This is a genomic window from Paenibacillus kribbensis, assembly GCF_002240415.1.
Lineage (GTDB): Bacteria > Bacillota > Bacilli > Paenibacillales > Paenibacillaceae > Paenibacillus > Paenibacillus kribbensis.
In genome coordinates, this window is sequence record NZ_CP020028.1 from 1 (window position 1) to 25,897 (window position 25,897).

At 44.4% G+C, this 25,897-nt stretch carries 19 protein-coding genes and 6 pseudogenes; 9 read left to right on the forward strand and 16 right to left on the reverse strand.

Annotated elements, in window-relative coordinates; translation table 11 throughout:
- Nucleotides 1-8 precede the first annotated feature (8 nt).
- The 3 genes and pseudogenes from B4V02_RS26310 to B4V02_RS00010 all read right to left on the reverse strand — a co-directional run bounded on the left by B4V02_RS26310 (nucleotide 9) and on the right by B4V02_RS00010 (nucleotide 2,442).
- Nucleotides 9-521, reverse strand: a complete 513-nt coding sequence (locus B4V02_RS26310; protein ID WP_244188576.1) for a class I SAM-dependent methyltransferase — start codon at nucleotides 519-521, stop codon at nucleotides 9-11.
- A complete protein-coding gene (locus B4V02_RS26315; RefSeq protein WP_244188410.1) occupies nucleotides 485-838 on the reverse strand; it encodes a MerR family transcriptional regulator in 354 nt (117 codons plus the stop codon). The genes B4V02_RS26310 and B4V02_RS26315 overlap by 37 nt, the downstream gene beginning before the upstream one ends.
- Before the next feature lie 160 nt (nucleotides 839-998).
- Nucleotides 999-2,442, reverse strand: a pseudogene (locus B4V02_RS00010) (DEAD/DEAH box helicase).
- Nucleotides 2,443-2,670: 228 nt separating this feature from the next.
- Between B4V02_RS00010 and B4V02_RS27150 the strand changes: the two are divergent.
- Together B4V02_RS27150 and B4V02_RS00020 are read left to right on the forward strand one after the other, a co-directional pair.
- Nucleotides 2,671-3,220, forward strand: a pseudogene (locus B4V02_RS27150) (TetR/AcrR family transcriptional regulator).
- Nucleotides 3,220-3,589 (forward strand): annotated as a pseudogene (locus tag B4V02_RS00020) (DMT family transporter). The pseudogenes B4V02_RS27150 and B4V02_RS00020 overlap by 1 nt, the downstream one beginning before the upstream one ends.
- A gap of 87 nt (nucleotides 3,590-3,676) precedes the next feature.
- On the opposite strand, the pseudogene gnd reads toward B4V02_RS00020, so the two are convergent.
- The 4 genes and pseudogenes from gnd to B4V02_RS00040 all read right to left on the reverse strand — a co-directional run bounded on the left by gnd (nucleotide 3,677) and on the right by B4V02_RS00040 (nucleotide 8,822).
- A pseudogene (gnd, locus tag B4V02_RS00025) lies at nucleotides 3,677-5,078 on the reverse strand (decarboxylating NADP(+)-dependent phosphogluconate dehydrogenase).
- A gap of 109 nt (nucleotides 5,079-5,187) precedes the next feature.
- Nucleotides 5,188-6,533, reverse strand: a pseudogene (locus B4V02_RS00030) (GntP family permease).
- Between the two features lie 26 nt (nucleotides 6,534-6,559).
- Complete coding sequence (gene gntK / locus B4V02_RS00035; protein WP_094153303.1) at nucleotides 6,560-8,098, reverse strand: gluconokinase; 1,539 nt, start codon at nucleotides 8,096-8,098, stop codon at nucleotides 6,560-6,562.
- On the reverse strand, nucleotides 8,091-8,822 hold the full coding sequence (locus B4V02_RS00040; protein ID WP_094153304.1) for a GntR family transcriptional regulator: 732 nt from the start codon (nucleotides 8,820-8,822) through the stop codon (nucleotides 8,091-8,093). The genes gntK and B4V02_RS00040 overlap by 8 nt, the downstream gene beginning before the upstream one ends.
- A 214-nt stretch (nucleotides 8,823-9,036) precedes the next feature.
- Here B4V02_RS00040 and B4V02_RS00045 point away from each other — a divergent pair, with 214 nt between their 5' ends.
- Together B4V02_RS00045 and B4V02_RS00050 are read left to right on the forward strand one after the other, a co-directional pair.
- Nucleotides 9,037-10,332 carry a GntP family permease gene (locus B4V02_RS00045; RefSeq protein ID WP_094153305.1) on the forward strand — a complete coding sequence of 432 codons (1,296 nt, stop codon included), beginning with the start codon at nucleotides 9,037-9,039 and terminating at the stop codon, nucleotides 10,330-10,332.
- A 21-nt stretch (nucleotides 10,333-10,353) separates the two neighbouring features.
- Nucleotides 10,354-11,496: a glycerate kinase family protein gene (locus B4V02_RS00050; protein ID WP_094153306.1), complete on the forward strand. Its 1,143-nt coding sequence runs from the start codon at nucleotides 10,354-10,356 to the stop codon at nucleotides 11,494-11,496.
- A 166-nt stretch (nucleotides 11,497-11,662) separates the two neighbouring features.
- On the opposite strand, the gene B4V02_RS00055 is transcribed toward B4V02_RS00050, so the two are convergent.
- The 4 genes and pseudogenes from B4V02_RS00055 to B4V02_RS26345 form a co-directional block, all read right to left on the reverse strand.
- Complete coding sequence (locus B4V02_RS00055; protein ID WP_244188413.1) at nucleotides 11,663-12,658, reverse strand: CdaR family transcriptional regulator; 996 nt, start codon at nucleotides 12,656-12,658, stop codon at nucleotides 11,663-11,665.
- A gap of 285 nt (nucleotides 12,659-12,943) precedes the next feature.
- A complete protein-coding gene (locus tag B4V02_RS26335) occupies nucleotides 12,944-13,606 on the reverse strand; it encodes a hypothetical protein (protein ID WP_244188578.1) in 663 nt (220 codons plus the stop codon).
- Between the two features lie 84 nt (nucleotides 13,607-13,690).
- A pseudogene (locus tag B4V02_RS26340) lies at nucleotides 13,691-13,840 on the reverse strand (RDD family protein); the annotation flags it as partial.
- Complete coding sequence (locus tag B4V02_RS26345) at nucleotides 13,795-14,046, reverse strand: hypothetical protein (RefSeq protein ID WP_244188414.1); 252 nt, start codon at nucleotides 14,044-14,046, stop codon at nucleotides 13,795-13,797. The pseudogene B4V02_RS26340 and the gene B4V02_RS26345, both read right to left, overlap by 46 nt.
- 280 nt (nucleotides 14,047-14,326) lie before the next feature.
- On the opposite strand from B4V02_RS26345, the gene B4V02_RS00065 reads away from it, so the two are divergent.
- Nucleotides 14,327-16,279: a BglG family transcription antiterminator gene (locus B4V02_RS00065; protein WP_094153308.1), complete on the forward strand. Its 1,953-nt coding sequence runs from the start codon at nucleotides 14,327-14,329 to the stop codon at nucleotides 16,277-16,279.
- A gap of 167 nt (nucleotides 16,280-16,446) precedes the next feature.
- Nucleotides 16,447-18,447, forward strand: coding sequence for a PTS fructose transporter subunit IIABC (locus tag B4V02_RS00070; protein WP_094153309.1), 2,001 nt, complete (start codon nucleotides 16,447-16,449; stop codon nucleotides 18,445-18,447).
- A gap of 186 nt (nucleotides 18,448-18,633) precedes the next feature.
- Here the strand turns inward: B4V02_RS00070 and B4V02_RS00075 are convergent, their stop codons facing one another.
- Nucleotides 18,634-19,548, reverse strand: a complete 915-nt coding sequence (locus B4V02_RS00075; protein ID WP_094153310.1) for a phosphatidate cytidylyltransferase — start codon at nucleotides 19,546-19,548, stop codon at nucleotides 18,634-18,636.
- 95 nt (nucleotides 19,549-19,643) lie between these two features.
- Here B4V02_RS00075 and B4V02_RS00080 point away from each other — a divergent pair, with 95 nt between their 5' ends.
- Together B4V02_RS00080 and B4V02_RS00085 are read left to right on the forward strand one after the other, a co-directional pair.
- Complete coding sequence (locus tag B4V02_RS00080) at nucleotides 19,644-20,186, forward strand: hypothetical protein (RefSeq protein ID WP_007433127.1); 543 nt, start codon at nucleotides 19,644-19,646, stop codon at nucleotides 20,184-20,186.
- Nucleotides 20,187-20,299: 113 nt separating this feature from the next.
- On the forward strand, nucleotides 20,300-20,641 hold the full coding sequence (locus B4V02_RS00085; protein WP_007433126.1) for a zinc ribbon domain-containing protein YjdM: 342 nt from the start codon (nucleotides 20,300-20,302) through the stop codon (nucleotides 20,639-20,641).
- A gap of 116 nt (nucleotides 20,642-20,757) precedes the next feature.
- Here B4V02_RS00085 and B4V02_RS00090 read toward each other — a convergent pair whose 3' ends face one another.
- Nucleotides 20,758-21,615, reverse strand: coding sequence for an SDR family oxidoreductase (locus B4V02_RS00090; protein ID WP_094153311.1), 858 nt, complete (start codon nucleotides 21,613-21,615; stop codon nucleotides 20,758-20,760).
- Nucleotides 21,616-21,762: 147 nt separating this feature from the next.
- On the reverse strand, nucleotides 21,763-22,197 hold the full coding sequence (locus B4V02_RS00095) for an Rrf2 family transcriptional regulator (RefSeq protein WP_094153312.1): 435 nt from the start codon (nucleotides 22,195-22,197) through the stop codon (nucleotides 21,763-21,765).
- Nucleotides 22,198-22,429: 232 nt separating this feature from the next.
- Here B4V02_RS00095 and B4V02_RS00100 point away from each other — a divergent pair, with 232 nt between their 5' ends.
- Complete coding sequence (locus B4V02_RS00100; protein ID WP_094153313.1) at nucleotides 22,430-23,482, forward strand: LLM class flavin-dependent oxidoreductase; 1,053 nt, start codon at nucleotides 22,430-22,432, stop codon at nucleotides 23,480-23,482.
- 149 nt (nucleotides 23,483-23,631) lie between these two features.
- Here the strand turns inward: B4V02_RS00100 and B4V02_RS00105 are convergent, their stop codons facing one another.
- Both B4V02_RS00105 and B4V02_RS00110 read right to left on the reverse strand, forming a co-directional pair.
- Nucleotides 23,632-25,140 (reverse strand): aminotransferase class V-fold PLP-dependent enzyme, encoded by a 1,509-nt coding sequence (locus B4V02_RS00105; RefSeq protein ID WP_094153314.1) that lies wholly within the window; start codon nucleotides 25,138-25,140, stop codon nucleotides 23,632-23,634.
- 134 nt (nucleotides 25,141-25,274) lie between these two features.
- Nucleotides 25,275-25,751: a DsrE/DsrF/DrsH-like family protein gene (locus B4V02_RS00110; RefSeq protein ID WP_043891432.1), complete on the reverse strand. Its 477-nt coding sequence runs from the start codon at nucleotides 25,749-25,751 to the stop codon at nucleotides 25,275-25,277.
- Nucleotides 25,752-25,897: the final 146 nt, after the last annotated feature.

Sequence of the window (25,897 nt, forward strand, 5' to 3'; positions counted from 1 at the left end):
TTGTGCGATCAGGTCAATTTCATGCAAGTGCTTTTACTCATCGTGGATGCATAGAAAAGTGCCTTTGGTTTCATCACACGGTATATTTCGGAGACTGCCTTTGGAATATCCGGCACATGATACAGCATGTGATTGGCGATCACGATATCGAATTCTTCGTTGTGAAAAGGAATCGACTGAACGTCGGCTACAACGAATTTGATTTGCCCTGTCGTGTCACGGATATTTTTGCGAGCTTCTTCCAACATACCGGGTGAAAGATCGGTGAGTGTTATTTTCCATGATTCAGATATTCTGTCCGCATTCCTAGACCATAAAGTTCCATCTCCACAACCTATTTCTAAAATTCTGATATTCGATCGATTGCCTAAATGTTCAAAAAACCATCGATGCCATCCCTGTTTATTCACGCCGCATTTTTCATATAATTCAATTCTAGTTTGTAACCGATTTGCCGTGTGGTACTGCTCCACCCAATCCTTCTCTATGTGTACCGCATGAATAAGCTCAGCCAGTGCCATCCAATCCACGTGTTCTTCCCTGTATGAATTAACTTTTCTATAGCTTCGTCTATAGCTTTAAAAACGAATTGCAGATGAGCTGTCTTTTGTAAAATGATCTCTCGTTGCATTTTTAATGAGCTTCGCAGATCCTGTTCCTGAATGTGGCTTTCCGTTACCATTTGTTTAATATCAATAAGCGTTAAACCGAGATACTTTAACGTTTGTATCTTTTGCAGCTTAATCAAATCCAGCTTGTTATACATCCGTTGTGAAGCTTGACCGTAATTCGAAGGCTTTAACAAACCTATCTGATCATAATATCTTAATGTTCTCACGGTAAGACCTGTTTGCTTTGATATCTGACCCGTAGTAAAATACTCATTTTTCTGCTCTCGGGATGGCATGGTCTCTCCTCAGTTCTTATCTTAATTTCCCTAAAGGATTTTTGTTGGTTTAACAGTTCCCTCCTCTAGCCCTTTTTTTGTCATGAAGCTTCTATTTATTCCCCTTGCGCACCTTTAACAGCTTACCTTTTACGGTCGTATTTTTCATAATCTCAAGTACAAGTGGTCCCTTGCCATTCAGAATTTCAACGTCTGTTACATGATCGAAAATTGTAATAATCCCTATATCGTCTGCTGTCACCCCGTCAAGCTTAGCGATTGTCCCAACAAAGTCTACGGCTCTAAGTTTCTTCTTCTTGCCGCCATTGAAGTTAAGTTTCATAATCTGTTGGTTTAATTGCTCGCGCTTATCTTTTTTCAGTTTAATTTTAACATGTAGCTTCTGTTCAAAATCTTCTCTACAGCGATCGATAGCCTCCTCTGAGGGGGCTTTTACCGGTGAAATCGCAAATCCAATATATGCTTCAATATCGGCTAATCGTTTGCTATCCTTCGGAGTGACTATGGTAATTGCTTTACCCGTCTTGCCTGCACGTCCCGTACGTCCGGTGCGATGAACATAGCTCTCCTTCTCAAGGGGAACATCGTAATTAATGACATGGGTGATATTCGTGATATCGATGCCCGGGCGGCTACATCTGTCGCAATCAAGTAACGAAATTGCCCCCTTCGGAACGCATTCATCACCTCGAATCTTTCTTCTTGCTCCATACCCCCATGAATGCGATCACATGGATAATCGAGATCGGCCAATTCCCTGAATAATATATCGACATTCTCCTGCGTGCGACAGAAAATAATACAGCTGTCAGGATTCTCAACAATGAGCAGATTTTGAAGCAGCAACAGCTTGTCCGTCTCCATCACCTGAATAAGAGAGTGGTCAATGGTGGCTGTCGTGATACCGGTCGCTTTAATTTCAATGTTAACAGGATGATCCATATACTTGCGTGACAGTTGGTCCACATCGTCAGGAAAAGTAGCGGAAAATAACATCGTAACCCTGTCGCTAGGCAGCGCCTGAATGATTGACTGAACTTGCTCAATAAAGCCATATTCAGCATCTCATCAGCCTCATCAATAACAAGATAGGCCATCCGTTCTAGCGATAGCGTGCCTCGCTCAATATGGTCCAATACACGCCCTGGCGTACCTACAACTATATGCGTTCTTTGTTTTAACTCAGCCTTCTGTATATGAAAAGGATGCTTCCCATAAAGAGACGTCACTTTATCCGCTTAAAGCGTCCAATATTGGTGATGTCTTCTTTGACCTGCAATGCGAGTTCACGGGTTGGCGTTAAGATTAAAGCTTGAGGCTTATTCTCATTCCAATCTACTAACTCGCAAAGTGGAATACCATATGCCGCTGTTTTGCCGCTACCTGTCTGTGATTTGACGACAAGGTCCTTCTTCACAAGGGCAACTGGGATGACTTCCCGTCTGAACTTTTGTTGGCGTCTCATAGCCCAGGCTATTCAGCGCTCTCACGATTTCTTCACTTAATGGATAATCTGTAAAATGCCTCTGACTCATTTTCAACCTCTTCTGCGCTGTATTTGAATACCTATACCTATACCCATAGGATTTCATTGTGCATCTAACTTATACTCGTATAGTATACTCTATGGAAATGATTTGATCCCATGACTTCCTATATGTATGAATACATCATTGCAGCATTTTTGACTATATACTAAACCCATAACTTAATCGACTTGAAATAAAACCGTCTGGACGGTATAATAAAGTGGGTGATGAAAAATGAATACTAATAAAAAAGAGTTAAAAAGAGAACTAATCCTTAAAGCCGCCTCACTGATTGTGCATGAAGAAGGAGTAGAAAAATTAACTTTAGAAGCCGTGCTAAGAAGGCAGGGATCAGTAAAGGAGGATTGCTTTACCATTTTCCGAATAAAGATGCGCTGATTCTGGCATGGTTGAACAACTATCGACCAGCTTTGTCACCGAATTTAATGAGCGGGCAGAAAATGACATGCATTCCAAAGGAAGATGGACTCGTGCTTATATGAATACATCATTGTCTGGAAACCATGGCGAAAATGACCTGTATACCGCTCTCTCTGCAGCTCATTTTACTAACCCTCAAATGCTAGAACTACTTCAGGATGAGTATGCGAACATCCAAAATAAAATCGAAAACGATGAATTAGATCCGGTTCGTTCTACGATGGTTCGATTGGTTATAGACGGTTTGTGGTTTGCGGAAATGTTTGGGCTTGCTCCTCCCAATGAAGAATTGAGGCAAAAAATGATGGAAGAATTGAAAACATATATAAAGGAGAATGAATAATGGCTTATCTTTTCTTGGCGATTTCTATTGTTGGTGAACTGATTGGAACTTCAATGCTTAAGGCTTCAGAAGGATTTACCAGACTGTATCCGACTCTATTCACGATTGTTGCGTTTGTTATCTCTTTCTTCTTTATCTCTCTATCCCTTAAGACGCTACCGTTAAATATGACTTATGCCATCTGGTCAGGTGTAGGAGCCGTTGCGACAACGCTGATTTCAGTATTGATTTGGAAGGAAAAAATCAATACAGGGAGTGTCGTAGGTATTGCTTTAATTGTTATTGGCGTGGTGGTATTGAACCTGTTGGTGCAGGACACGGTGAGGCAAAAGGTACACAGAAGCAACTAGTTCAATCGTTCAAAGATGAGATAATAGGAAAATGTATTCAAAAGGAGAGCCCTAATGAAGGAAAGAACCACTTCACTAGGGCTCTGGAGATTACTACGACTATCGATCACTGCCAGTTTGTATGAAAGAATCCTGCCAAATCATTTCGTTCATAAGTGTGGGCACCAAAATAATCTCTTTGTGCTTGCAAAAGGTTAGCATTTGAAATGCCTGTCCGGTAACTATCGTAATAAGTAAGTGAAGCACTTAAACATGGAAACGAAGTACCCGAATTAATGCCCTCACAGACAACTTTTCGCAATCCTGTTTGATATTCTTTAACCTTTTCAGCGAAATATGGGGCGATTAATAGATTAGCCAGATCGGCTGTTCTTGATATGTTTCGCTTATTACGTTTAAAAATTCTGCGCGAATGATGCAACCACCACGGAAAATAAGGGCAATATCTTTTAAAGGCAACTCCCATCCGTAAAGTTCAGAAGTCATTTTATATTGTATAAATCCTTGAGTGTAGGCACAAATTTTACCCATATAAAAAGCTTGTCTAATGTACTCAATCCACAAATCTTTATCTAAACTCCGCTGACCAATCTCTGGGCCTGTCAGGATATTTTCTGCATAAACCCGTCCTCTTTTAAAGAGGAGATGTAACGGGCAAACAATGACTCTGTAATAATGGATGCTGGGATCCCATGATCAATTGCTTGAATGCTTGTCCATTTACCTGTGCCTTTTTGCCCTGTTTTATCAAGAATCACATCGACTAGTGGCAAGCCTGTTATTTCATCTTTTTTCCGTAAAATCTCTGCTGTGATTTGGAGTAAATAGCTTTTCAGTTCCCCTTGATTCCATATTTCAAAGATGTCAGCAATTTCATTCACTGATAAACATAACTTTTTTCTTAAAAATGTATAGGTTTCTGCGATTAATTGCATATCTGCATACTCGATTCCGTTATGTACCATTTTTACAAAGTGACCGGATCCTTTTGGACCCATATAAACACAGCAAGGGTCTCCGTCCACTTGGGCTGCAATTTTTGTTAGAATAGGAGATGCCTTTTCATATACGTCTTTATCTCCACCAGGCATGATCGAAGGTCCTTTTAAAGCCCCAACTTCACCGCCGGAAATACCGATTCCTAAATAACCGATTCCTTTTGACTTCAATTCATCATATCTACGTTCCGTATCTTTGTAATGGGAGTTCCCACCGTCCATGATCACATCGCCTGCTTCAAGAAAGGGTAGTAATGTATCTATCACCGAATCGACCGGTTTGCCCGCTGTTACCATAAGGAAGATTTTTCTTGGGGTTTCTAAGGAGTAAACAAAATCTTGAATTTCGTAGTAGGGATGGATGGATTGACCTTCATTTTTGTTTACAAGATTATCGGTTAAATCCCTCGTATAATTATAGACAGCCACTTGCTCACCTTTACCAGCCATGTTTAAAGCGATATTACTGCCCATTACCCCTAAACCGATGACACCAATTGTATTGAACATTTCTTCCTGCTCCTTTTATTTGAAATGAATAGGCAGTAAATCCACACTTATAGACTTAGAGGATTCTAAGAAAAGATAAGCGGGGGATCTACCGCCCGGAAATCATGGTTTATACGAATAAACTAAGTACTAAAATAAATCCTAATCCGGCTACAGAAATGATTGTCTCAAGCAATGTCCATGTTGCAAATGTTTCTTTCATGCTTAAACCAAAATACTCTTTAAACATCCAGAAACCAGCATCGTTAACATGTGAAGCTATTAAACTACCCGCTCCCGTTGCAAGCACAACTAAAGCAAGATTAACGTCGGTTTGTCCCAACATCGGAATAACTAAACCAGCGGTTGTTAAAGCTGCAACAGTTGCAGAACCTAAGGAAATACGTAAGATTGCAGCGATGATCCAGGCAAGCAAGATTGGTGATAATGTAGTTCCATTGAATAATTCGGCTACATAGTCACCTACGCCGCCATTAATCAGTACTTGTTTGAAGGCTCCGCCTCCCCCAATGATTAAGAGCATCATCCCAATATGAGTAATAGCAGTTGTACAAGATGCCATTACGTTTTTGATTGGAATTTTCTTGCTATTCCCATGGTATAGACAGCAACCAGCAAGGAAATCAACATGGAAGTTGATGCATCACCAATAAAACGGATCGCTGCTAGAAAACTATTATCTTCAACCCCCATTGTTTTTTGAAGCAAAGTAATAATCGTAGCAATAGACATTAAAATAACAGGAAGCATTGCAGTAAATACACTGATACCAAATCCAGGAGTTTCCTCGGACTTAAATACTTTTTGTTCACCTAAAGAGGCAATATTACCGGTTTTCGTAAATGATGCAGGTACGAGTTTTTTGGCAAGTTTGGTAAAAACAGGTCCAGCTAAAATAACTGTTGGAATGGCAATAATGAAACCGTAAAGTAAAACCTCACCAAGGTTCGCGCCATATTCACGAGCAATAACTGTCGGTCCTGGGTGTGGAGGCAAGAAACCGTGTGTTACGGATAAAGCTGCAATCATCGAAATACCGAGATATAAGATAGAAACCTTTAATTCTTTTGAAATGGCAAATACGATTGGAATTAACAATACTAGTCCTACTTCAAAAAATAACGCCACACCAATAATGAATGAAGCAGCTACGACCGCCCATTGAATATTTTTTTCACCAAATTTGTTAACGAGGGTCATGGCAATTCTTTGAGCACCACCAGAATCAGCGATCAACTTACCTAACATCGCTCCAAGTCCAAAGATTAACGCTAAGTGACCAAGTGTTCCGCCTAATCCGGCTTCAATGGTTTTGACAATTTCCTCTAATGGCATTCCAAGTGCTAAAGCCACACCGAACGATACAATGATTAATGAAATAAAGGTGTTTAATTTGAAGCCCATGATTAAAACTAATAGTGCTAAAATTCCAATCGCTACAACGATTAATGGCATTGTAATTACCCCCTGATTTTAACTTTTTAGTGTTTTATTAAGCCTCTTTGATAATTGGCAATCCGTGTATAATCGTCTTCTAATACTCTGGATAGGTTAATGAAAATCGGCAGCAATTTCCTATACTCCTTTGTTGCTTCTTCTTTTGGTGTATGTTTGTTGGTGCTGCCAACCATTTCAGAAACGACTTCAAATGATTGGATTTTTCCGGTGGCATACAAGCCTAAAATACAAGCTCCTAGACAAGAACTTTCGTAGCTTTCTGGAACGACGACTTCAGATGCGAATATATCAGACATCATTTGCCGCCAAACATCTGACCTTGCGAAGCCTCCTGTAGCTTGAATTCGGGTCACAGGACCGTCCATGCATTCGGTTAATGCTAAAAATACGGTGTACAAATTGTAAATGACTCCTTCCAGGGCTGCGCGAATCATATGTTCTTTCTTATGTGACATCGTTAAACCGAAGAATGAGCCACGTACGTCTGGATTCCATAAGGGCGCACGTTCACCAGCGAGATATGGGTGGAATAACAATCCATCAGATCCTGGTCTTACACGTTCAGCAATCTGGGTTAATACATCATATGGATCAATTCCTAGTCTTTTCGCTGTTTCTACTTCTGATGAGGCAAGTTCGTCACGAATCCAGCGCAGGACCATCCCGCCATTGTTTACCGGCCCGCCAATTACCCAGTGCTTTTCTGTTAAGGCATAACAAAATATTCTTCCCTTTTCGTCTGTTTGCGGCTTGTCTATAATGGTTCGAATGGCACCGCTTGTCCCAATTGTGACGGCAACTTCGCCTTTTCGTATGGCATTCACACCCAGATTAGAAAGGACTCCATCGCTGGCTCCAATGACAAATGATGTCTGTGGATCGATACCCATCTCTTTTGCTAAATCTGAATTACAGTTGGTAAATATCTGGGTTGTTGGTACGAGCTCAGATAAATGAGAAGGTGTTATACCAGCAATTTTTAATGCTTCTTCATCCCAATCCAGGTTTTCGAGATTCATCATGCCCATGGCTGAAGCCAGGGAATAATCAACAACATACTGATCAAAGAACTTTTTGAAAATATATTCTTTAATTCCAATATATTTTTTAACCTTGACAGCGATTTCAGGAAGATCATTCACAATCCAAGCTATTTTAGTTAATGGCGACATGGGGTGAATTGGTGTTCCTGTTCGTTTATAGACTTCTTGGCCATTCAATTCGTCTTTTATTTTATGTGCCCATGCTTCACTTCGATTATCTGCCCAAGTGATACAAGACGTAAGCGGCAGGTCATTTTCATCCATCGCAATGACACTATGCATGGCACTGCTAAATGAAACAAACGACAGCTTTTTTTGTGAGTGATGTTTCATTATGTTCGAAATGGCTTGTAGGACTGCTTGAAAAATCTCTTCCGGGTTTTGTTCTGCTGTCGCTATATCCGGTGTATAAAGCGGATACCCAATATTTTCTTGTTGGATGACTTCGCCTTTTTCACTAAATAAAACTGCTTTCGTACTTGTGGTCCCGATATCTATACCTAACATATAGTTAGTCATTTTGTTGCACTACCCCTTTAGACAGCATTTGTTGTGACATCCATAAGTCTTCTACTTTACCTTGAACATCATCAAAGTTTTCATGTAAAGACTTGATCATGAGGTCTCTATCTTTTCCCTTGATCGCTTCAATATAAAGCTCATGATTTCTTACAACCCGTGTAAAGTCTTCATACTTTTCTTTGAAACGCATACGCATCGACAAAAGGATGAGGCTTTCCATAACGGGCTTTAAATTATTCCAGATCATCAGGATGTATGAATGATTAACTGCACGAATAATCGTTTCATGGAACAAGACATCTTGATATGAAAACTCATCAGCATCACTATATTTAATTGCGACTTTCATCATTTCCAGTATTTTACTAAGTTCCATTGCTAAATCATTAGTGTCCATCTTTACAAGCCGTTCAAATACAAACGATTCTATGAGTAGACGGACATCATAAATTTCTTCTATTTCTTTTTCTGATAAACCAATAACAACTGCACCCATTCTTTCTAATCGGATGATATTTTCGGATGCCAGTATTTTTAACGCTTCACGAATGGGTGAGCGACTTACAGCAAAATCTGCAGCTAATTTATTTTCTGATAATATGGTACCGCTTTCAATTGCGCCAGAAATAATACGCATTCTAAGCTCGCATGTTACACGATCACCAGCAGAGGCTTTTAAAAGCCATTTGGAGGGATATAGGAATTCCCTTGATTCGACCATAAATTCACCTTCTTGATTATTCAAGTATACTTGTATACAAGTATTATAATCTAAATTTTTAATTTTGCAAGCGTATCCATCGCGTGTGTCCAAATGGAAAAAAGAAGCACATATGTGCAAATGCACAATCAATTTCGTCTGTTCTTCAATATTTTTTACGTTCCGCAATCGATATAATGAAAGCGTAATCAAAAATTGCCCGGGGGTTAGGCAGATGGAAGGATTGACGATCAGTTGGATAGGAGCTCTGGCGGGGCTGGCTATTGCAATTATTTTGATATTGAGAAAGCTGAATCCGGTTTATGCTTTGTTTTTGGGAGCCATTGTAGGCGCTTTATTGGGCGGAGCCAATTTGGAGCAGACCATTAGTGTATTGATTAGCGGTACGCAAAGTGTGATGGGGACGGTCATTCGTGTACTTGCTGCAGGTGTATTGGCGGGTGTGATGATGGAATCCGGGGCGGCGGAGACGATTGCGCAGGCTATTGTGAAGAAGTTTGGCGGCAGCAAAGCAATTCTCGCACTGGCTTTGGCGACGATGATTATTACGGCGGTGGGCGTATTTATTCCGGTCGCTGTGCTGATCGTGGCACCTATTGCGCTGTCGGTCGGGAACAAAATGGGGATTTCCAAGCTGGCGCTCCTGCTGGCCTTATCTGGAGGGGGAAAAGCGGGGAACATTATTTCTCCGAATCCCAATACGATTGCGGCGGCGCGCGGCTTCAACCTTGATTTGAGCCACGTGATGCTGGCAGGTGTGGTCCCTGCGATATGTGGCTTATTGATGACCGTTCTGGTGGCGTCTCTGTTGAAAACTAAAGGTGTAAAGGTATCCGATCAGGATACTATGGACAGTGATGTGGATACTTCGAAGTACCCGGCGCTGGGACGGGCAATTGTAGCTCCGTTGGTGGCTGTTATTTTGCTGATGATTAACCCGATTGGGTCCATCTCCGGCATTGAAGCACTGTCGAGTTTCAAAGTCGATGCGATGTACATTTTGCCGATTGCCGGGATTGTGGGTATGCTGGCAATGGGGCAAGGACGCAATATTTTGAAATATTCAGCCTCTGGCTTAAATAAAATGACGGCGACCGTGCTGATTTTGATCGGTGCAGGCGGGATTGCAGGTCTGATCTCAGCGTCGGATTTGTCTGCGCAGGTGGTTGGCCTGATTGAAGCTTCGGGAGTTTCCGGCACATTGTTGGCACCGCTCGCAGGGATTCTGATGGCGGCTGCGACAGCGTCGACCTCGACGGGAGTCATTTTGGCGACAGGCTCGTTTGGGGAAGCGATTCTGAATATGGGGACGGCCCCGCTCGCCGCAGCTGTGATGGTGCATACAGGGGCAACGGTTATCGATTCCTTGCCACAAGGCAACTATTTTCACGTTACGGCAGACAGCATGAAAATGAGCATTAAACAACGGATGGGACTTATTCCTTACGAAGCTATTGTCGGTGGAACAATGGCCATTGTAGCGACACTGATGTATGGATTTTTACTTTAATATTGATGATGGGGTGAGAAGATGAGAGAGAAGACATTTGTGCTGGCACCGGATTCCTTTAAAGAAAGCATGACGGCTAAAGAAGTGTGTATCGCAATGGAGAAAGGACTGCGCAAGGTCTATCCGACGGCGAATTATGTCCACATTCCAATGGCGGACGGTGGTGAAGGAACGGTGCAGTCCCTGGTGGATGCGACAGGTGGGCAGCTTCGTTATCTCGAGGTGACCGGACCGCTTGGAGAACCTGTAACTGCTGCATACGGCTTGCTGGGAGACGGCACCACTGCGGCAATCGAGATGGCATCCGCCAGCGGAATCCATCTGGTCAATAAGGACAACAAAAACCCGCTAAAGACAACAACTTACGGTACGGGTGAGTTAATCCGTGAGTGTCTGAATCAGGGGATTCGAAAGATTATTATAGGAATTGGTGGAAGCGCGACGAATGACGGCGGGACAGGCATGGCCGAAGCACTTGGTGTCAGATTTCTGGATGCCAAAGGAAACACTCTCCCTCGCGGAGGCGGCAGTCTGGGAGAACTGGCCAGTATTGATATTTCATCACTGGATGCTCGCTTGCAGCAGGTGCAATTGATTGTAGCCTGTGATGTGACGAATCCGCTGTGCGGAGAGCATGGGGCATCTCATGTATTCGGTCCGCAAAAAGGGGCAACCCCGGAAATGGTGCAGCAATTGGATGCCAATCTCGCCCACTATGCAGATGTGGTGAAGCGGCAGCTGGGCAAGGATGTGCGCGATCTTCCAGGTGCAGGCGCGGCTGGAGGATTGGGTGCGGGCCTGCTGATTTTTACTCAGGCGTCGCTGCAAAAAGGCATTGAGATTGTGATCGAATACACCGGATTAAAGCAGAAGCTGGCGAAAGCGGACATCGTTTTTACGGGGGAAGGCGGCATTGATTTTCAGACCAAATTCGGGAAGACTCCGTATGGAGTAGCCCAGGCGGCCAAACAATCCGGCAAAAAGGTCATTGCGGTCGCTGGCTATGTCGGGGAAGGGATCGACACGTTATACCAGGAAGGAATAGATGCGGTGTTTGGCATCGTGCCGGGAGCCTCGGAACTGGGTAAGCTGCTGGTCGAAGGGCCGCAAAATGTAGAGCGCACATGCGAGAATATTGCAAGGGTGCTTCAATTCAGCGAGTAGCCAATGAATTAGAAGGCGGATTATAGCACGAATGCGTTAGAAATGGAGCGCTCGTCCGCGTTCCCGGATTTTTCCCCTTAATACTGAGACAGATTGAATAAAATCCGGGAGTGGCGGCGAGGGAAATAGGCGTTTACCGCAGAATGATCTGGCATAATACAGCCGTTCATTGGTACAGTGCCAATAAGCCGTGTGTAAGCTCAAAAAGCTGAAGGAGATTCCGGGGATCTTTACCCGTTAAGGTATGAATCCGCTTTAGGCGGTATTGCAGGGTGTTGCGATGGATATTTAATTCGTCTGCAGTAAAGGAGACACTGCCGTTATGGTTAATAAAGCTGCGCAGCGTATCCAGCAAATCCACGGTATCTTCCAGCTTGCTGACCAGATGAATCGTGTTCGTCAGGCTGGATTGGCTCAGCTTGACCAGAAATTCGACTTCTGCAAAGGAAATCATCCGCACAGGCGGTCGCAGAGCCAGCAAAACATTCATGGTTGACTTGGCCTGTAAATAACATTCTGCAATGTTATGCTCTTGTCTGCTGATGGCAATCAGCACATCAGGATAGCTGCGTACAAGTGGCTTCAGCAGTTTGTCTATCTCATCCTGATTCTGGATCAGGATGAGATAGCTGTCTTCCTCCATATGAAAGGATGGATGCTGCATGAATATTTTCGACAGCTCGGCTACATAAACCGGGTCAGCAGGGAGATGCTTTACATATACTGCCGAAGTTTTTAGAAGCAGATCAATGTGATATTGAGCCGCTTCTTTTTTTATTTTTTGAGTGTAGGCCCCTTGATGATGCAACAGCATTTCCAGCATGGATTTTTTGCGGTTGGCTTCGTGAGCCAGATGCTCCAGGGAGATCCTTTGTTCGATCAGGAGGGATACCGTAGTTTTGACGATGTTGCAAAAAGGGCGCACTTCATCGGGGTTTCCCGTGATGCCAATGACGCCGACCCGCTCATGATGAATGACAATCGGCTCATTGGTCCCTTGTTTCTCGTAGTGACCATCCTGCCATACTTCAATCATTTTTCCGGTTTCGAGCGCCTGAACGGCTCCTTGATGAACAGTCCCGACTCGTTCACTCTCTCCGCTGCCAATGATGATGCCTCGTTCGTTCATAATATTGATATTGTATGGAATATCCTTCATCATTTTATCTACGATGTCTTGGGCTTGTTTTTCGGAGATCTGGAACAGTTCGCGGTTCCTCCCTATACATAGTGATGTGACGGATTATACTTGTGAAATAGTTTTCATTTGATTGTGCATCTGAACAACATAATAAAGCGTGTTGCCGTACATGTCAGCCTATTTTATCACAGAAATGCAACCGTTTACGTATACGGAGAGGGAATTATAGAATTATACCCAAAAAGCAGGCTACTCCCAAGAGTCCCTGTTTTTCGAGTCGTTCCTATCTTTCACCAGCTGCGCAGTCTAATGGCGAACCTCGCTGAAGCTGTAGGTAATATCATGCAGCTCTTTCTTAAAACGACTATATTTAGATGCGGGCGTATATCCCAGCACCTGATAATAATCATTTTCGGTCTCAATAATCGCTACATGGGTGACATAATGGTTCACATCTTTCTGTCCTTTAATCGTAAACTCAATGGCAGGATATCCATGAATCGTTGTGTTAGAGGAAGGTCCTACAGTAGAAAGGTTAAACTCTTTGGTCATGTTGTATTGAATTTTCTCTGCGTAGTGCTGGAGAGTTACATTGCCCAGTTCCTTTTTCGAATTGGACACTACTGCAACGGACTTTTGAATGTACGGATTAAATATCGCAATATCAGTCATTTTTTCACGGTCCGGGTCTGTTGACCAGTCTAGCGGAGCTGAGATTTGAAACCGACCATCTTTACTTATAAAGTTCTGTTCTGCCCTGCTCACTGGAGCTTCAGGAGGTTGATAATTATGCAGCCATATATAAATAGCATTAACAAACGAGCCTCCCAAGATCACCATTGCGATAAAAAATATCAACAGCGAACGTTTCAGTGTCTTTTTGCTAATCGGCTCTAAATCCCGTACCTTTACAACATATGTACCTGCGGCTAGATCACCAATTCGTTGTCCTGTTGCAGTTACTAACACGCTGATAACAGCAGGTAACGAACCCATTAGAACAGGGTTGGTTTCAATCAATCTAAGCAAAGTGCGAATTAGCGATTTATGAAAACCAGGAGGCCTTTCTTCCCCGTTAACCACCTTAATACGAAAAACGAACTTACCCAGCGTATAGCCTGTATAACCTTCCAAAAGCAAATAATAGCAGAAAAAAGCTATAAGCAGGATAAACGGGTTGCAATCGCCAAAGGCAAAAACCATCTATCCGTTATTTGAATGACAGAGATAAACAAGCCAATATAACCGATCACAAAGAATATAAAATCAAATACCGTTGCTCCCCAACGCCTAAACAAAATAGACGAACCATAGGTTTTTGATATCTCTGCCATCCTGTTTGTTTCCCCATCGTTTTGGCCATGGCGAATGTACATCTGTCTTGATGTTTCCTGCGGATTCTGTGACATGTGCTGGTTCTCCAAAAAATACACCTCTTTTTAATATTCAATCATTTAAAACACGCCCCTTATATTAACGGTTAATTTCTATTCCATGTTTAGGAAAACATCCTATAAACCATTAAAATAATATAAATATCCCTTGTGAATGAAATTAAAGAATAAACATGGGGACTACGATGCTTAAAATGTACTACTTGGAGTATACTTAAATGTCGACAGAAAGCCTAAGATAGATATAGCAGGAAACGCCCTAGACATTCTTTATTTTGGAAGATGGGAGATTGGAATGAACAAAAGGCAAACAGAAATTTTTCGCAGGTTGTTAACTGAACCGGGGCGGTTATGGTTAGTGCAGGATTTGGCGGATCGGACTGAGTGCTCTGAAAAGACGATCCGCAACGATCTGAAGGTAATTGAAGAATATATAGTCAAGCATTCCAGCGCCAATCTGGTGAGAAGGCCGGGACGCGGCATTTATCTGGAGATGGATGAATTGGAGCGGATAGATTTGTTCCATCGACTGTATGCGGACGAGAGTAGAGTCCAACATGAGTCGGATGAGGAAAGGGTGCTGCATCTCGCCTATCGTCTCTTGATGGCTGCCAAGCCTGTAACCATACAGGATCTGGCCTCCCAGTATTATGTGAATAAAACGGTGATCCGTAGAGATATGGAGAAGATCGAGGACTGGCTGCACAGCCTTGATCTTGCCTTGATTACCAAGCAGCGCGTAGGATTGACGATTCAAGGCTCCGAGAAAAACAAGCGGATAGCTTTGGCACGGCTGAACCAACTGATAGATAGTCCTGAGTTAACAGGACAAATGATGCGCAAACAGTTTGAACCGCACGAGATTGCAACCATACATCATGAACTAAAAACATTTCAAAAACGTCATGAGCTCAGCTTCACTGATGAAGCTTTCGAAGGTCTAATGCTGCATATCCTGTTAATGGTCAAACGAACCAAGCTCGGACAGCCCATCTCGCTCTCCGGGCAGGACATTGCCTTTTTGCAGGAAAAAGCTGAATTTACATGGGCTACGTCTTTTTTACAGCAGCTGCAAAAGCTGTTTGCCGTGCCTTTTTCTCGGGAAGAGACGGCTTATTTAACCCTGCATCTGCTTAGCGGGAAGTTCCGTTACCAGCAGGAGAAAAGGAAGGGAAAGCAGAGCGATCTGGCAGACAGCCATCCGCTTTTGCCTGCATTGGTTGAGCAGCTGATCCAGCGGATGTCAGAGCTGAATATGATTGCTTTTGACAAGGACAAGATGCTGCTAAACGGGTTGAAGATTCATTTATATACGACCCTGAACCGTCTTCAATATGGTCTGACTGTGTCCAATCCCATGCTGGCCGAGATCAAGAAGATGTACCCCTACATGTTCGACCGGGTCATTATTGCACTGGAAGAGGTAGGGAGAATGATCCGATTATCATTTCCCGAAGAGGAAGCAGCGTATTTAACCCTGCATTTCCAAGCCTCTGTGGAGCGGCTTCATCAGAGGGACAGTCATCCTCAAAGAGCAGTCATCGTATGTCACATGGGCATTGGCATGTCCCAGCTGCTGCGTACAAAGGTGGAACGCAAATTTCCGTCTGTGCATGTGGAAACCACGATATCGAAAGCGGAAGTTCAAGACTATCTGGCAGCCCATGAGGTGGAGCTTGTCATTACAACCGTAGCTCTCCCGGACATAAAAGTTCCCCACATTCTCGTCTCTCCATTGCTGGATGCCAAGGACGAGCGTCAGCTGGAGCAGGTGATCAGACGATTGGATGAGCCGGAACACAGGGTGGCAGATGAATCTGTATTTTTCAGGTATACGACGCCTTTTCTGGTCTTTCCCCAGCAGGAAGTGCAACGCCCCGAACAAATTATCTCCAAGCTGGCGCGAATACTGGAGAACAAGGGATATGTCGAGGAAGGTTATGTGGAAAGTGTGCTGGCGCGAGAAAAAATGTCCGCTACCACGATTGGTGGAGGTGTTGCCATCCCGCATGGCGGCTCGGAGTGGATCAGACAGTCAGCTATTGTAGTCGCTACCTTGAGGCAGCCACTCACCTGGGGAACCGAGAAAGTAGAGCTTGTGTTCCTGCTTGCGGTTAAACAGGATAGACGCGAAGAGATGCGACAGTTGTTTAAGGAATTATCCCTGATCAGTGAGCAGCCGGCTATGGTGCATGCATTGTCCAAGGAGACTGATGCGATGAGATTATTAGGGAAGCTAAAAGGATAAGTGAATACCAAAAGCTGTGCTCTGGAGCAGGACTTATATAAGTCCTGCTTTTTGTCCTTATAAATCCGTTTTTCCGAAAGTTCCGGTAAAAAGTTCGATCAATAACAGCCAAATAGACGTTTATACTATCAATGTAAGCGGAAACATCACAGAGAAGGGGAATGACTATGAAAATATTGGCGATTACCTCATGTCCTAACGGAATTGCACATACGTATATGGCAGCTGAGAATCTGCAAAAGGCAGCAGCGAAACTGGGCATCGAGATGAAGGTCGAGACACAAGGCTCCATTGGAGTCGAAAATCAATTAACGGAGCAGGAGATCCGTGAAGCGGATGGCATTATTATTGCAGCAGATAAGACGGTGGTAGAAGACCGGTTCGTTGGCAAGAAACTGCTGGTCGTTGGTGTACAGGATGGTATCCGTCGTCCGGAAGAGTTGATCCAGCGGGTGATGAAAGGCGATGTGCCTGTGTACGAGGCACAGTCACGTTCTGCCGAAGGTAGTACAGAGGAGAAAAAACCGAAGCAAAACCCAATCTACCGCCACTTGATGAATGGTGTGTCCTATATGGTGCCCTTCATCGTCATCGGAGGCTTGCTCATTGCCATTGCACTGACGATTGGCGGTGAGAAGACACCTGGCGGTCTGGTTATACCGGACGGTTCGTTTTGGAAGACGATTCAGGATATCGGCTCGGCTTCGTTTACCTTTATGGTACCGATCCTCGCTGGATTTATCGCGATGAGCATTGCCGATAGACCGGGGCTTGCACCGGGTATGATTGGCGGATTTATTGCTGCGAACGGCAGTTTTTATGGAAGTGAGGCGGGGGCCGGATTTATCGGTGGAATTATTGCCGGTTTTCTGGCGGGTTATGTTGCACTGGGGATTCGGAAAATAAAGGTTGGCCGGGCGTTACAGCCGATCATGCCTATTATTATTATTCCCGTATTGTCATCCTTGATTGTGGGATTAATCTTTGTGTTTGTAATCGGTGCTCCAATTGCGCAATTGTTTGAATCTTTAACAGGTTGGCTTGCAGGTATGCAAGGCACAAGCTCGATTCTGCTGGCGCTGATCTTGGGGGCGATGATCTCCTTTGATATGGGCGGTCCGGTGAATAAAGTGGCCTTCTTATTTGGCTCAGCCATGATTGGCGAAGGAAATTATGAAATTATGGGTCCAATCGCCGTTGCGATTTGTATTCCACCGATTGCGATGGGACTTGCAGCGATGATCAACAAACGTAAATTTGCACCGTCGGAACGCGAGGCCGGGAAAGCAACATTTACGATGGGTCTGTTCGGCATTACCGAAGGTGCCATTCCATTCGCGGCGCAAGATCCACTCCGTGTTATTCCCAGTATCATGGTAGGATCCATGGTCGGTTCAGTCATCGCCATGCTGGGGAATGTAGGCGATAGGGTAGCTCACGGTGGGCCGATTGTAGCCGTGCTTGGTGCAGTTGATCATGTGTTTATGTTCTTTATCGCCGTTATTATCGGCGTAGCCGTAACGGTTGTCATGGTAAGCCTGCTGAAAAAAGATATTGCGACTGTAGATACGGCCGTTGCTGGAGAAGTGAAATCTGGAAATTCCGCGGCAGTAGCCGAACCATCTGCAACTACTACAACTGCTGCGGAGTTATCGGCTTCAACAGCCGCTATAAATCATGGGTCAGAAGTACCTTCACAAGCTGTCCACATTGAGAAGCTGACGGATATTGTAACGATGGATCTGATTAACCTCAATCTGGAAGGAACGACAAAGGATGCTGTCATTGATGAAATGATCGGAGCACTTGTGGGAACGGGAATCGTAAGCTCTGCCAGTGATCTTAAAGAGGTCATATTGGCCCGAGAGCAAGAAAGCTCCACAGGTATCGGAATGAATATTGCCATCCCACATGGCAAATCGGAAGCTGTCTTAAAGCCAAGCGTGGTTTTTGGCATCAAGCGGAGTGGCGTTGACTGGGAAAGTCTCGATGGTAGTGAGGCGAAATTGATCTTCATGATTGCTGTACCGCGCAATAGCAAGGACAATACGCACCTGAAAGTACTGCAAATGCTGTCCCGCAAGCTGATGGATGATCATTTTAGAGAAGCGCTTCTGGCCGTCACAACGAAGGAAGAAGCATATCAATTGCTGGATCAGGTGCATTAATCGGTGCATTAAGAAGCCGATACAAAGAAGAGAGGCTGATGTGCACCATGCCGATGCAGGCTTGATTTACATCGTAGATGCCGAGAAAAGCTTCCTGTATGCTGGCGGCGTAATAGGGCGTGTCACTTTGCCACAGCAGTCTATCCTCAGGTGAGGCTAGACTGCCCTTTTCATAGTAAGATATTGCTACATAAAGTCAAAAAAATAACGAAGCACATGAAAAAAGACAGGCGAGGTGTAGGTCAAGCTATCCACTCGGCTTAAGTAGCTTTTTTTCAGAGCATCGAACTTGTCATCATCGCCGATTAATAAATCTCGCTTCAGCACGGAGACCGTTAAGCTGCCGAAGAAACCGCTCAAGCTGATCAGCATGCCGAAAATAATTCCAAATTTCAGGTCAAACGGCGTCAGGTAGGGATAGATTAGATAGGAAGCCGCTATGGTTACGGGAAAAGCGAATGCAAAGCCTTCCCAAGTTAAATTGGGGTTGGATGTCGGGACAATTTTCCGCTTCCCGAAATAGAGTGATGCCAGATAGTGCGCGACATCATTGAGTTGCGTCAGAACCACTAGAAAAAGTACAAGTTTCGCTCCGTATTGCGGCGTAGCAAACTGAAAATAGGCCAGGTGACTCAGCCCGAAAACCATCAGCATGAGCCCCCATTGGGTCGAGCTGACACTGCGCAGGAAACCAACCGTTCCTTTATTGATCAATCGCGGGAGCGGCAGCAGCAAGAACACATAGATGGGGATAAAGACAATAAACATCCCGTACCACCCGATATAAATCCAATAAAACTGTACAGGAATAGCCAAGTACGCCCATAGAAACAATCTGCGATCGGCTTTTCTGGATCTGATCATGGAAAAGTATTCTTTTAGCGCAAAAAAAGTGAGCGCCATCAAGGAAAGCAGTGAAACGATCGGATTGAAAAGAGTTGCCAAGCAAAAGATCAAGAACATGCCCCACCAGGTCTTGATGCGAAGTCCAATAGCTGCATAGTCTTTGTCGGGCTGTGTTTTGACTACCACTATATAAATCAGATGGATGACCAATAAGGCTGTAAAAATGAGAATTAACGTTAATAGCGAACTGTCCATGCCTTCACCAACTTATCGCGAAATAGGATTCCATTAAAGGATTCCTATGTTATTATGAAGGAATAATTCAAACTTGATAAGGGGAAATTTAGTAAATGGTAGCTGATCAATCCGTCTTTATCTTGCTTACCAATACGGGAACGTTTCTTACGAGAGTCATTAAAAGCTATACAAGAGCGCCATACAATCACGCCTCCATTTCCTTCGACCGTGAACTTTCGGAGTTATACAGCTTCGGGAGAAAGACTCCCAATAATCCTCTGGATGGCGGTTTCGTAAAAGAGGATATTAAGACAGGTACATACAGCAGATTTCCGAATACAACATGTGTCATCTACGAGCTTCAGGTAACCGATCGTGAAGTCGAAAAAATGAAGCGGGTCTTACACGTCTTTATCCGAAGTCGCCAAAAATATATGTATAACTTACTGGGGTTGATTGGTGTTGCACTCAAAGAACCAGTCGAGTTCAGCAATTCTTATTTTTGTTCGCAATTCGTCGCGGAAATTTTACAGCGATCCGGCATAAAAATATGGAACAAGTTGCCCGCCCTTATTACGCCAGACGATTTTCGGCAAAGTGACCGATTCCATTTGATCTACGAAGGGAAATTGAGCGAGTATGAGCCTCAAGTCTGAGCAGCGACTCTGAGACGTCCACTTACGCCGCCTAATTTCATCCATGAGTGGATTCATTGTTGATTATCCAATATACTTGTATAGAATTAAAAATGAATGGAGTACATACTAACATGTCTAATTTGCCAAATTGCCCTGAATGTAATTCAGAGTACACTTACGAGGATCGTAGTCTCTTCATCTGCCCGGAATGCGCTCATGAGTGGTCATCCGAGTCAGAAACCGTAAGCAATGAAGATGTAAAGGTCGTGAAAGATGCAAATGGTAACGTTCTGCAGGATGGTGACTCTGTAACCGTTATTAAAGATCTTAAGGTTAAAGGAAGCTCATCTGTTTTGAAAATCGGCACCAAAGTGAAGAATATCCGTCTGGTGGAAGGCGATCATGATATTGATTGCAAAATTGACGGTTTCGGAGCGATGAAATTAAAATCGGAATTTGTAAAAAAGAACTAAACAATCAACGTCTCAAGTAAACATGAGACAGGAAAAACCACCGGAAACAGGCTTGAGAGCCTAGTAATCCGGTGGTTTTTTCATATTTGTATGAAATCCTCGTCGTTATTCGTTAATTATTGGCCAATAATAGCTTTGACAGAATCACTTAAAGGCTGAGCCGGGCGCCCTAGCAATTTTTCCAGATCATCGCTTTCCACATCAAGGGAGCCTTCGCGGATCGGCCCCTGCAAATCAACAAGCATGGTGACCACAAAATCAGGCAGTCCTGCAGCACGCAAAGCCTCGCCTAATGAAGCGTCGTCCACATCGACGACCTTCACTTCTTTGCCTATTACTTCGGCCGTGATGGCTGCAAGCTCGGCTTGTGTGCGAGGTTTACCAGAGAGTTCGTAGACCGTGTTTTCATGTCCTTCTCCAGCGAGAACAGCAGCAGCAGCTTGGGCATAATCACTGCGTGAAGCCCAGCTTATCCGAGCGCTGCCTGCAGCACTAAGCCAAGGTGCACCATGCAATACGCCTTGTATGCTGCCTGCTTCGTTTTCAACATACCAGTTGTTGCGAAGGAAGGAATACGGAATGCCAGTCTCGCGAATAGCTTTTTCCGCCGCACGATGAACCTCGGCAAGGGAGAGGGCATTACGGTCTGCCTTAGCAACACTCGTGTAACTAATGAAGCTTACCCCGGCTTTTTTGGCTGCATCGACAGCATTTTGGTGCTGACGAATCCGTGTCGCGTTATCCCCGTCCGCGGAGACGATCAGCAAACGATCCACACCAGCGAATGCCTGATCCAAAGTCTCAGGTTTGTCGAAGTCACCGTGACGTACGTCAACGCCTTGTGTGCGAAGGTGTTCAGCTTTCTCAGGATTGCGTACACTTACCGCAAGGCTTGCAGCAGGTACTGTTTTTAACAGTGTATCCACGACTATAGATCCAAATTGTCCAGTTGCGCCAGTTACCAATATTTTCATTTTTCCATTCCTCCAATTGAATATGTATATAAAAATGAATGGCAGAACTCCATTCAATTTATATCGAATTTTCACAAGTACTAAAAAAATATTTGTTATAACACAAGTGGTTACAACGAGGTTTTTAAAAAAAGCTCTATCTGAGCTTTAATTAACATGAGCTTCAACATGAACTTGATTTAGCATCTTTTGAATCGTGACGCGTTTCAATCGCTGTTCCATAGCCGCCTGAGCTTCAGCCAATTCTCCCAAGAGGGAGGCCTCGATGGTTTTGCCTACAGGACAGAGTGGACTCGGGTCCTTATGAAAATTAAATAAATGTCCCTTATCAATAACCTCAACCGCATGATATACATCCAGTAAAGTAATGGATTCCGGCTCCTTCAAAAGAGAAGCACCACCTATACCAGACCGGATGTCAATCAGACCGGCTTTCTTCAGCATGCCCATAATTCTTCGGATCACGACGGGATTTGTATTTACGCTGTCTGCAATGAAGTCTCCTGTACATTCTCCCGGCATAATAGCAATCAACGTAAGGATATGGACTGCTATCGAGAAGCGACTACTGATTTGTTTCATAACTGTTCACCACCGTTGTAACCATATTAGTTACTTCTCGTCGCAATGTCAATACCGATATACACATTGGCATGAGCTCCTATTGACGTTCCTGTTCACTGAATCCAGACCCAGAAAAGGAAAGCTTGAAAAATAAACAGAAATAGTTCAATATAAAGATATCGGTTTTTAAAATGGTTTGCTTTGCAAGCAGCCGAATGAGAACGAAACATGAAAATAGGAGGCAGGACCAGTGGAGATAGGTATAAGCTCGTTTGTGGAAACAACGCCGGATCCCCAAACCGGTGAGGTCATTAGTCACGCACAACGAATCCGTGAGGTTGTGGAGGAAATTGTGCTTGCAGATCAGGTAGGGCTGGATGTGTATGGTGTAGGGGAGCATCATCGCAAAGATTATGCAGCATCTGCACCAGCTGTTATACTGGCTGCGGCAGCAGCACAGACCCAGCGGATTCGACTAACCAGTGCAGTCACGGTGCTGTCATCGGATGATCCGGTGCGGGTGTTTCAGGATTTCGCTACACTGGATGGCATCTCGAATGGACGGGCTGAAATTATGGCAGGACGGGGGTCTTTTATCGAATCGTTCCCGTTGTTTGGATATGATTTGGACAACTACGATGAGTTGTTCGATGAAAGCCTGGAGCTGTTATTGAAAATACGCGAATCCGAAAAAGTCACCTGGAAAGGCGGACATCGGCCCGCAATCAACAATTTGGGCGTGTACCCGCGTCCGGTTCAAAATCCGTTGCCCGTATGGATTGGCAGCGGGGGCAATCAGGAATCTGTAGCCCGTGCCGGCTTGCTCGGATTGCCGTTGGTGCTTGCCATTATTGGAGGCAGCCCTATGCATTTTGCACCATTGGTCGAGTTGTATAAAAAAGCGGCTAAGCACGCAGGCCATGACGCATCGCTGCTTCCAGTTGCATCCCACTCGCATGGTTTTATTGCGGAAAGCACCGAGCTTGCAGCAGACAAGTTTTTCCCTTCTACCCAGCAAGTCATGAATGTACTTGGGCGTGAGCGTGGTTGGGGTCCTTACACCCGTTCCAGCTTCGATGCCGCACGCAGCTTTGAGGGCGCGCTGTATGTAGGCGATTCCGATACAGTTGCCAAGAAAATCATTCACCTGCGCAAACAGGTAGGCATTACACGCTTTATGCTGCACGTACCCGTCGGAACAATGCCGCATGAAGATGTCATGAGAGCTATTGAGCTGCTGGGAACAGAGGTAGCGCCACGGGTGCGCGAAGAGATATCCAAGTGGGAATCCGAGAGCAAATGAGCGATTTTACGCTATATTGATAAGAACAAAAGGAGCAGACCCTGGTGATTAGGTCGCTCCTTTCTTTTTATTCAAAAATCATATAGCCTGTTTTCCGAAGTATTCGATTATCCCAGCCCAATTGAAGGCCGTCTCAGGACAGGAGTCTCTTAATCGCTAAAATTGAACCATTTGTGGATGTCTATTTTTTTAGATTGTTTCATAGATCGCCATTCGTTCGTGTCTGGTTGATAGATATAATCTTTTTGCCAGGTCATGATGTTTTCTACAATTTCTCGTATGGAAGATATGAGATAGGAGACTTCCTGATTCGTCATCATAGGATGGAGGGACAGGCGCACCCAGCCTGGTTTTTGCGATAAATCTCCTGCATGGATTAGGCTTGTCATTTGAATAGAGGTTTGTTGGTCGATACCCAGCAAATAGTGTCCGTAGGTTCCTGCACAAGAGCAGCCGCCCCGGACCTGAATTCCAAACCGATCATTCAGTAATTTTACAATCAGGTTATAGTGAATATGGTCGACAACGAAAGAAACGATTCCCAGCCGATCTTGGCTGCTTCCACCCAAAATGTGCAGGCCTGGTATGGTGCCCAAGCCTTTTAGCAATAATGAGGTTAGCTCCTTTTTACGCTCCAACATACGGGTGCATCCCATTTGTTCCTTCAGCCGAATGCAGAGCGCCGTTCGAACGGCCTGCAAAAAGGGAGGTGTCCCTCCATCCTCGCGTGCTTCGATATTATGTTTATACTCGTACCCACCCCAAGGGTTGGTCCAGCTTACTGTGCCGCCTCCGGGCTGATCTGGAGCATTATTAAAGCAGAGTCTTGAATCCATAATTAAAACGCCGCTTGTACCGGGACCACCGAGGAATTTGTGTGGTGAAAATACAATTCCGTCCAATTTTTCAAGGGGTTCAGGGGGATGCATGTTGATCTCGGTGTAAGGAGCGCTTGCAGAAAAATCAATAAAACAGACGCCGCCATGTTCATGCATTTTGCGGGATAGCTGGTACATGGGTGCTTCAAAACCTGTAACATTAGAGCAGGCCGTAAAAGCGCCAATCTTCATAGGCCGATGCCGGAATTGATGCAGCAGCCGTTCGAGCTGAACTGGATCGACGATACCGCCGGGACCCGGAGGGACACACACGACGTCTCCGATGGTTTCCGCCCAGGAGATATGATTGGAGTGATGCTCCATATGCGTAACAAAAATAACGGGACGTTCTTTTTCAGCGATTGGATAGAGGTGCTTTAATTTCTCATGTATTTTCAATCCTAACAACCGTTGAAGTTTATTCACCGCACCGGTCATACCGGACCCGGCAAACATAATGATATCGTGTTCGTCGGCATGAACGTGGTTCTTAATGATTCGTTTTGCCTCTTCATAGGCTTGGGTCATCAGGGTGCCTGTCAAATTAGACTCCGTATGAGTGTTCGCCACAAAAGGGCCCAAATCATTAACTATTTTCGACTCGATGGGCCCATACAGACGGCCGCTGGCTGTCCAATCCGCATAAATCAGCTTTTTTTGTCCGTATGGAGATTCAAAGGTCTGGTGATATCCGATCGTATTGTCGCGATACCTCTGGAAATAAGCCTCGTTAGAAGGCTGATACCTACAACTACTGCTTCCAATTCGAGCCATGAGCATACGGCGCCTCCTAAGTCGTTCTGTCTTCTTAGGGTACGTAGGTAGGCCTGAATAGGTTAAAAAAAATAGGCGGATGTCATCATTTAGACAAAATAAAAGCCTCGTCCAAAAATCGGGCAAGGCGTGCGTTTATCTTATATAAACAGCTGCATATCGGATTCGAGTGCATCTTTTAGATAGGTTTTGGCCTCGATAATTTCCAGCTCAGGGATGAACTCCTCCGGTTTGAACCCCATAATTTCCACCGATAGCTTGCAGGCATAAAATTTGACGTTTTTCTTCCGCGCTCCCTTCAAGAAATGAATGAGCTTCGGGGCTTCGTTATCTTCGATCATTTCCGTCAGCATCAGCTTGCCCAGACCGCTAAAATTCATCTTGGACAGCGGCAGGGCCTCAGGTCCCTTCGGAGTCATCCAGCCCATGATTTTCTCGTATATCGTCTTGTCCTCAAGCGTCATCTTCTCGGGATCACGAACCAGAAATAACCCCCAGAACGCAAAAAACATGGTAACCTCTACATCCAGCTCCCGAGCTGTATTGGCCAAAATCAGTCCAGCCATCGCTTTATCATAATCGCCGCTGAACATGAGCAGATTCATCCTTTTGTCCACATTATCCGCCTCCATTTACTTCTGGATACATTCAGTATGGATTTGGAAATGAGAACTATGCCCAGTTCACATATCGTTCACATTTGTGGAGTGTGTATTTTTAAAATTCCTCCTTTATACAATTGAATGATGTGTGGAAAAAGTGA

What these genes read in the sequence shown, in the direction of transcription:
- B4V02_RS26310 (WP_244188576.1), bottom strand. Translation starts at nt 521, where the DNA reads ATGGCACTGGCTGAGCTTATTCATGCGGTACACATAGAGAAGGATTGG.
- gntK (WP_094153303.1), bottom strand. Translation starts at nt 8,098, where the DNA reads ATGACTAACTATATGTTAGGTATAGATATCGGGACCACAAGTACGAAA.
- B4V02_RS00040 (WP_094153304.1), bottom strand. Translation starts at nt 8,822, where the DNA reads ATGGTCGAATCAAGGGAATTCCTATATCCCTCCAAATGGCTTTTAAAA.
- B4V02_RS00045 (WP_094153305.1), top strand. Translation starts at nt 9,037, where the DNA reads ATGGAAGGATTGACGATCAGTTGGATAGGAGCTCTGGCGGGGCTGGCT.
- B4V02_RS00050 (WP_094153306.1), top strand. Translation starts at nt 10,354, where the DNA reads ATGAGAGAGAAGACATTTGTGCTGGCACCGGATTCCTTTAAAGAAAGC.
- B4V02_RS00055 (WP_244188413.1), bottom strand. Translation starts at nt 12,658, where the DNA reads ATGATGAAGGATATTCCATACAATATCAATATTATGAACGAACGAGGC.
- B4V02_RS26345 (WP_244188414.1), bottom strand. Translation starts at nt 14,046, where the DNA reads ATGTCACAGAATCCGCAGGAAACATCAAGACAGATGTACATTCGCCAT.
- B4V02_RS00065 (WP_094153308.1), top strand. Translation starts at nt 14,327, where the DNA reads ATGAACAAAAGGCAAACAGAAATTTTTCGCAGGTTGTTAACTGAACCG.
- B4V02_RS00070 (WP_094153309.1), top strand. Translation starts at nt 16,447, where the DNA reads ATGAAAATATTGGCGATTACCTCATGTCCTAACGGAATTGCACATACG.
- B4V02_RS00075 (WP_094153310.1), bottom strand. Translation starts at nt 19,548, where the DNA reads ATGGACAGTTCGCTATTAACGTTAATTCTCATTTTTACAGCCTTATTG.
- B4V02_RS00080 (WP_007433127.1), top strand. Translation starts at nt 19,644, where the DNA reads ATGGTAGCTGATCAATCCGTCTTTATCTTGCTTACCAATACGGGAACG.
- B4V02_RS00085 (WP_007433126.1), top strand. Translation starts at nt 20,300, where the DNA reads ATGTCTAATTTGCCAAATTGCCCTGAATGTAATTCAGAGTACACTTAC.
- B4V02_RS00090 (WP_094153311.1), bottom strand. Translation starts at nt 21,615, where the DNA reads ATGAAAATATTGGTAACTGGCGCAACTGGACAATTTGGATCTATAGTC.
- B4V02_RS00095 (WP_094153312.1), bottom strand. Translation starts at nt 22,197, where the DNA reads ATGAAACAAATCAGTAGTCGCTTCTCGATAGCAGTCCATATCCTTACG.
- B4V02_RS00105 (WP_094153314.1), bottom strand. Translation starts at nt 25,140, where the DNA reads ATGCTCATGGCTCGAATTGGAAGCAGTAGTTGTAGGTATCAGCCTTCT.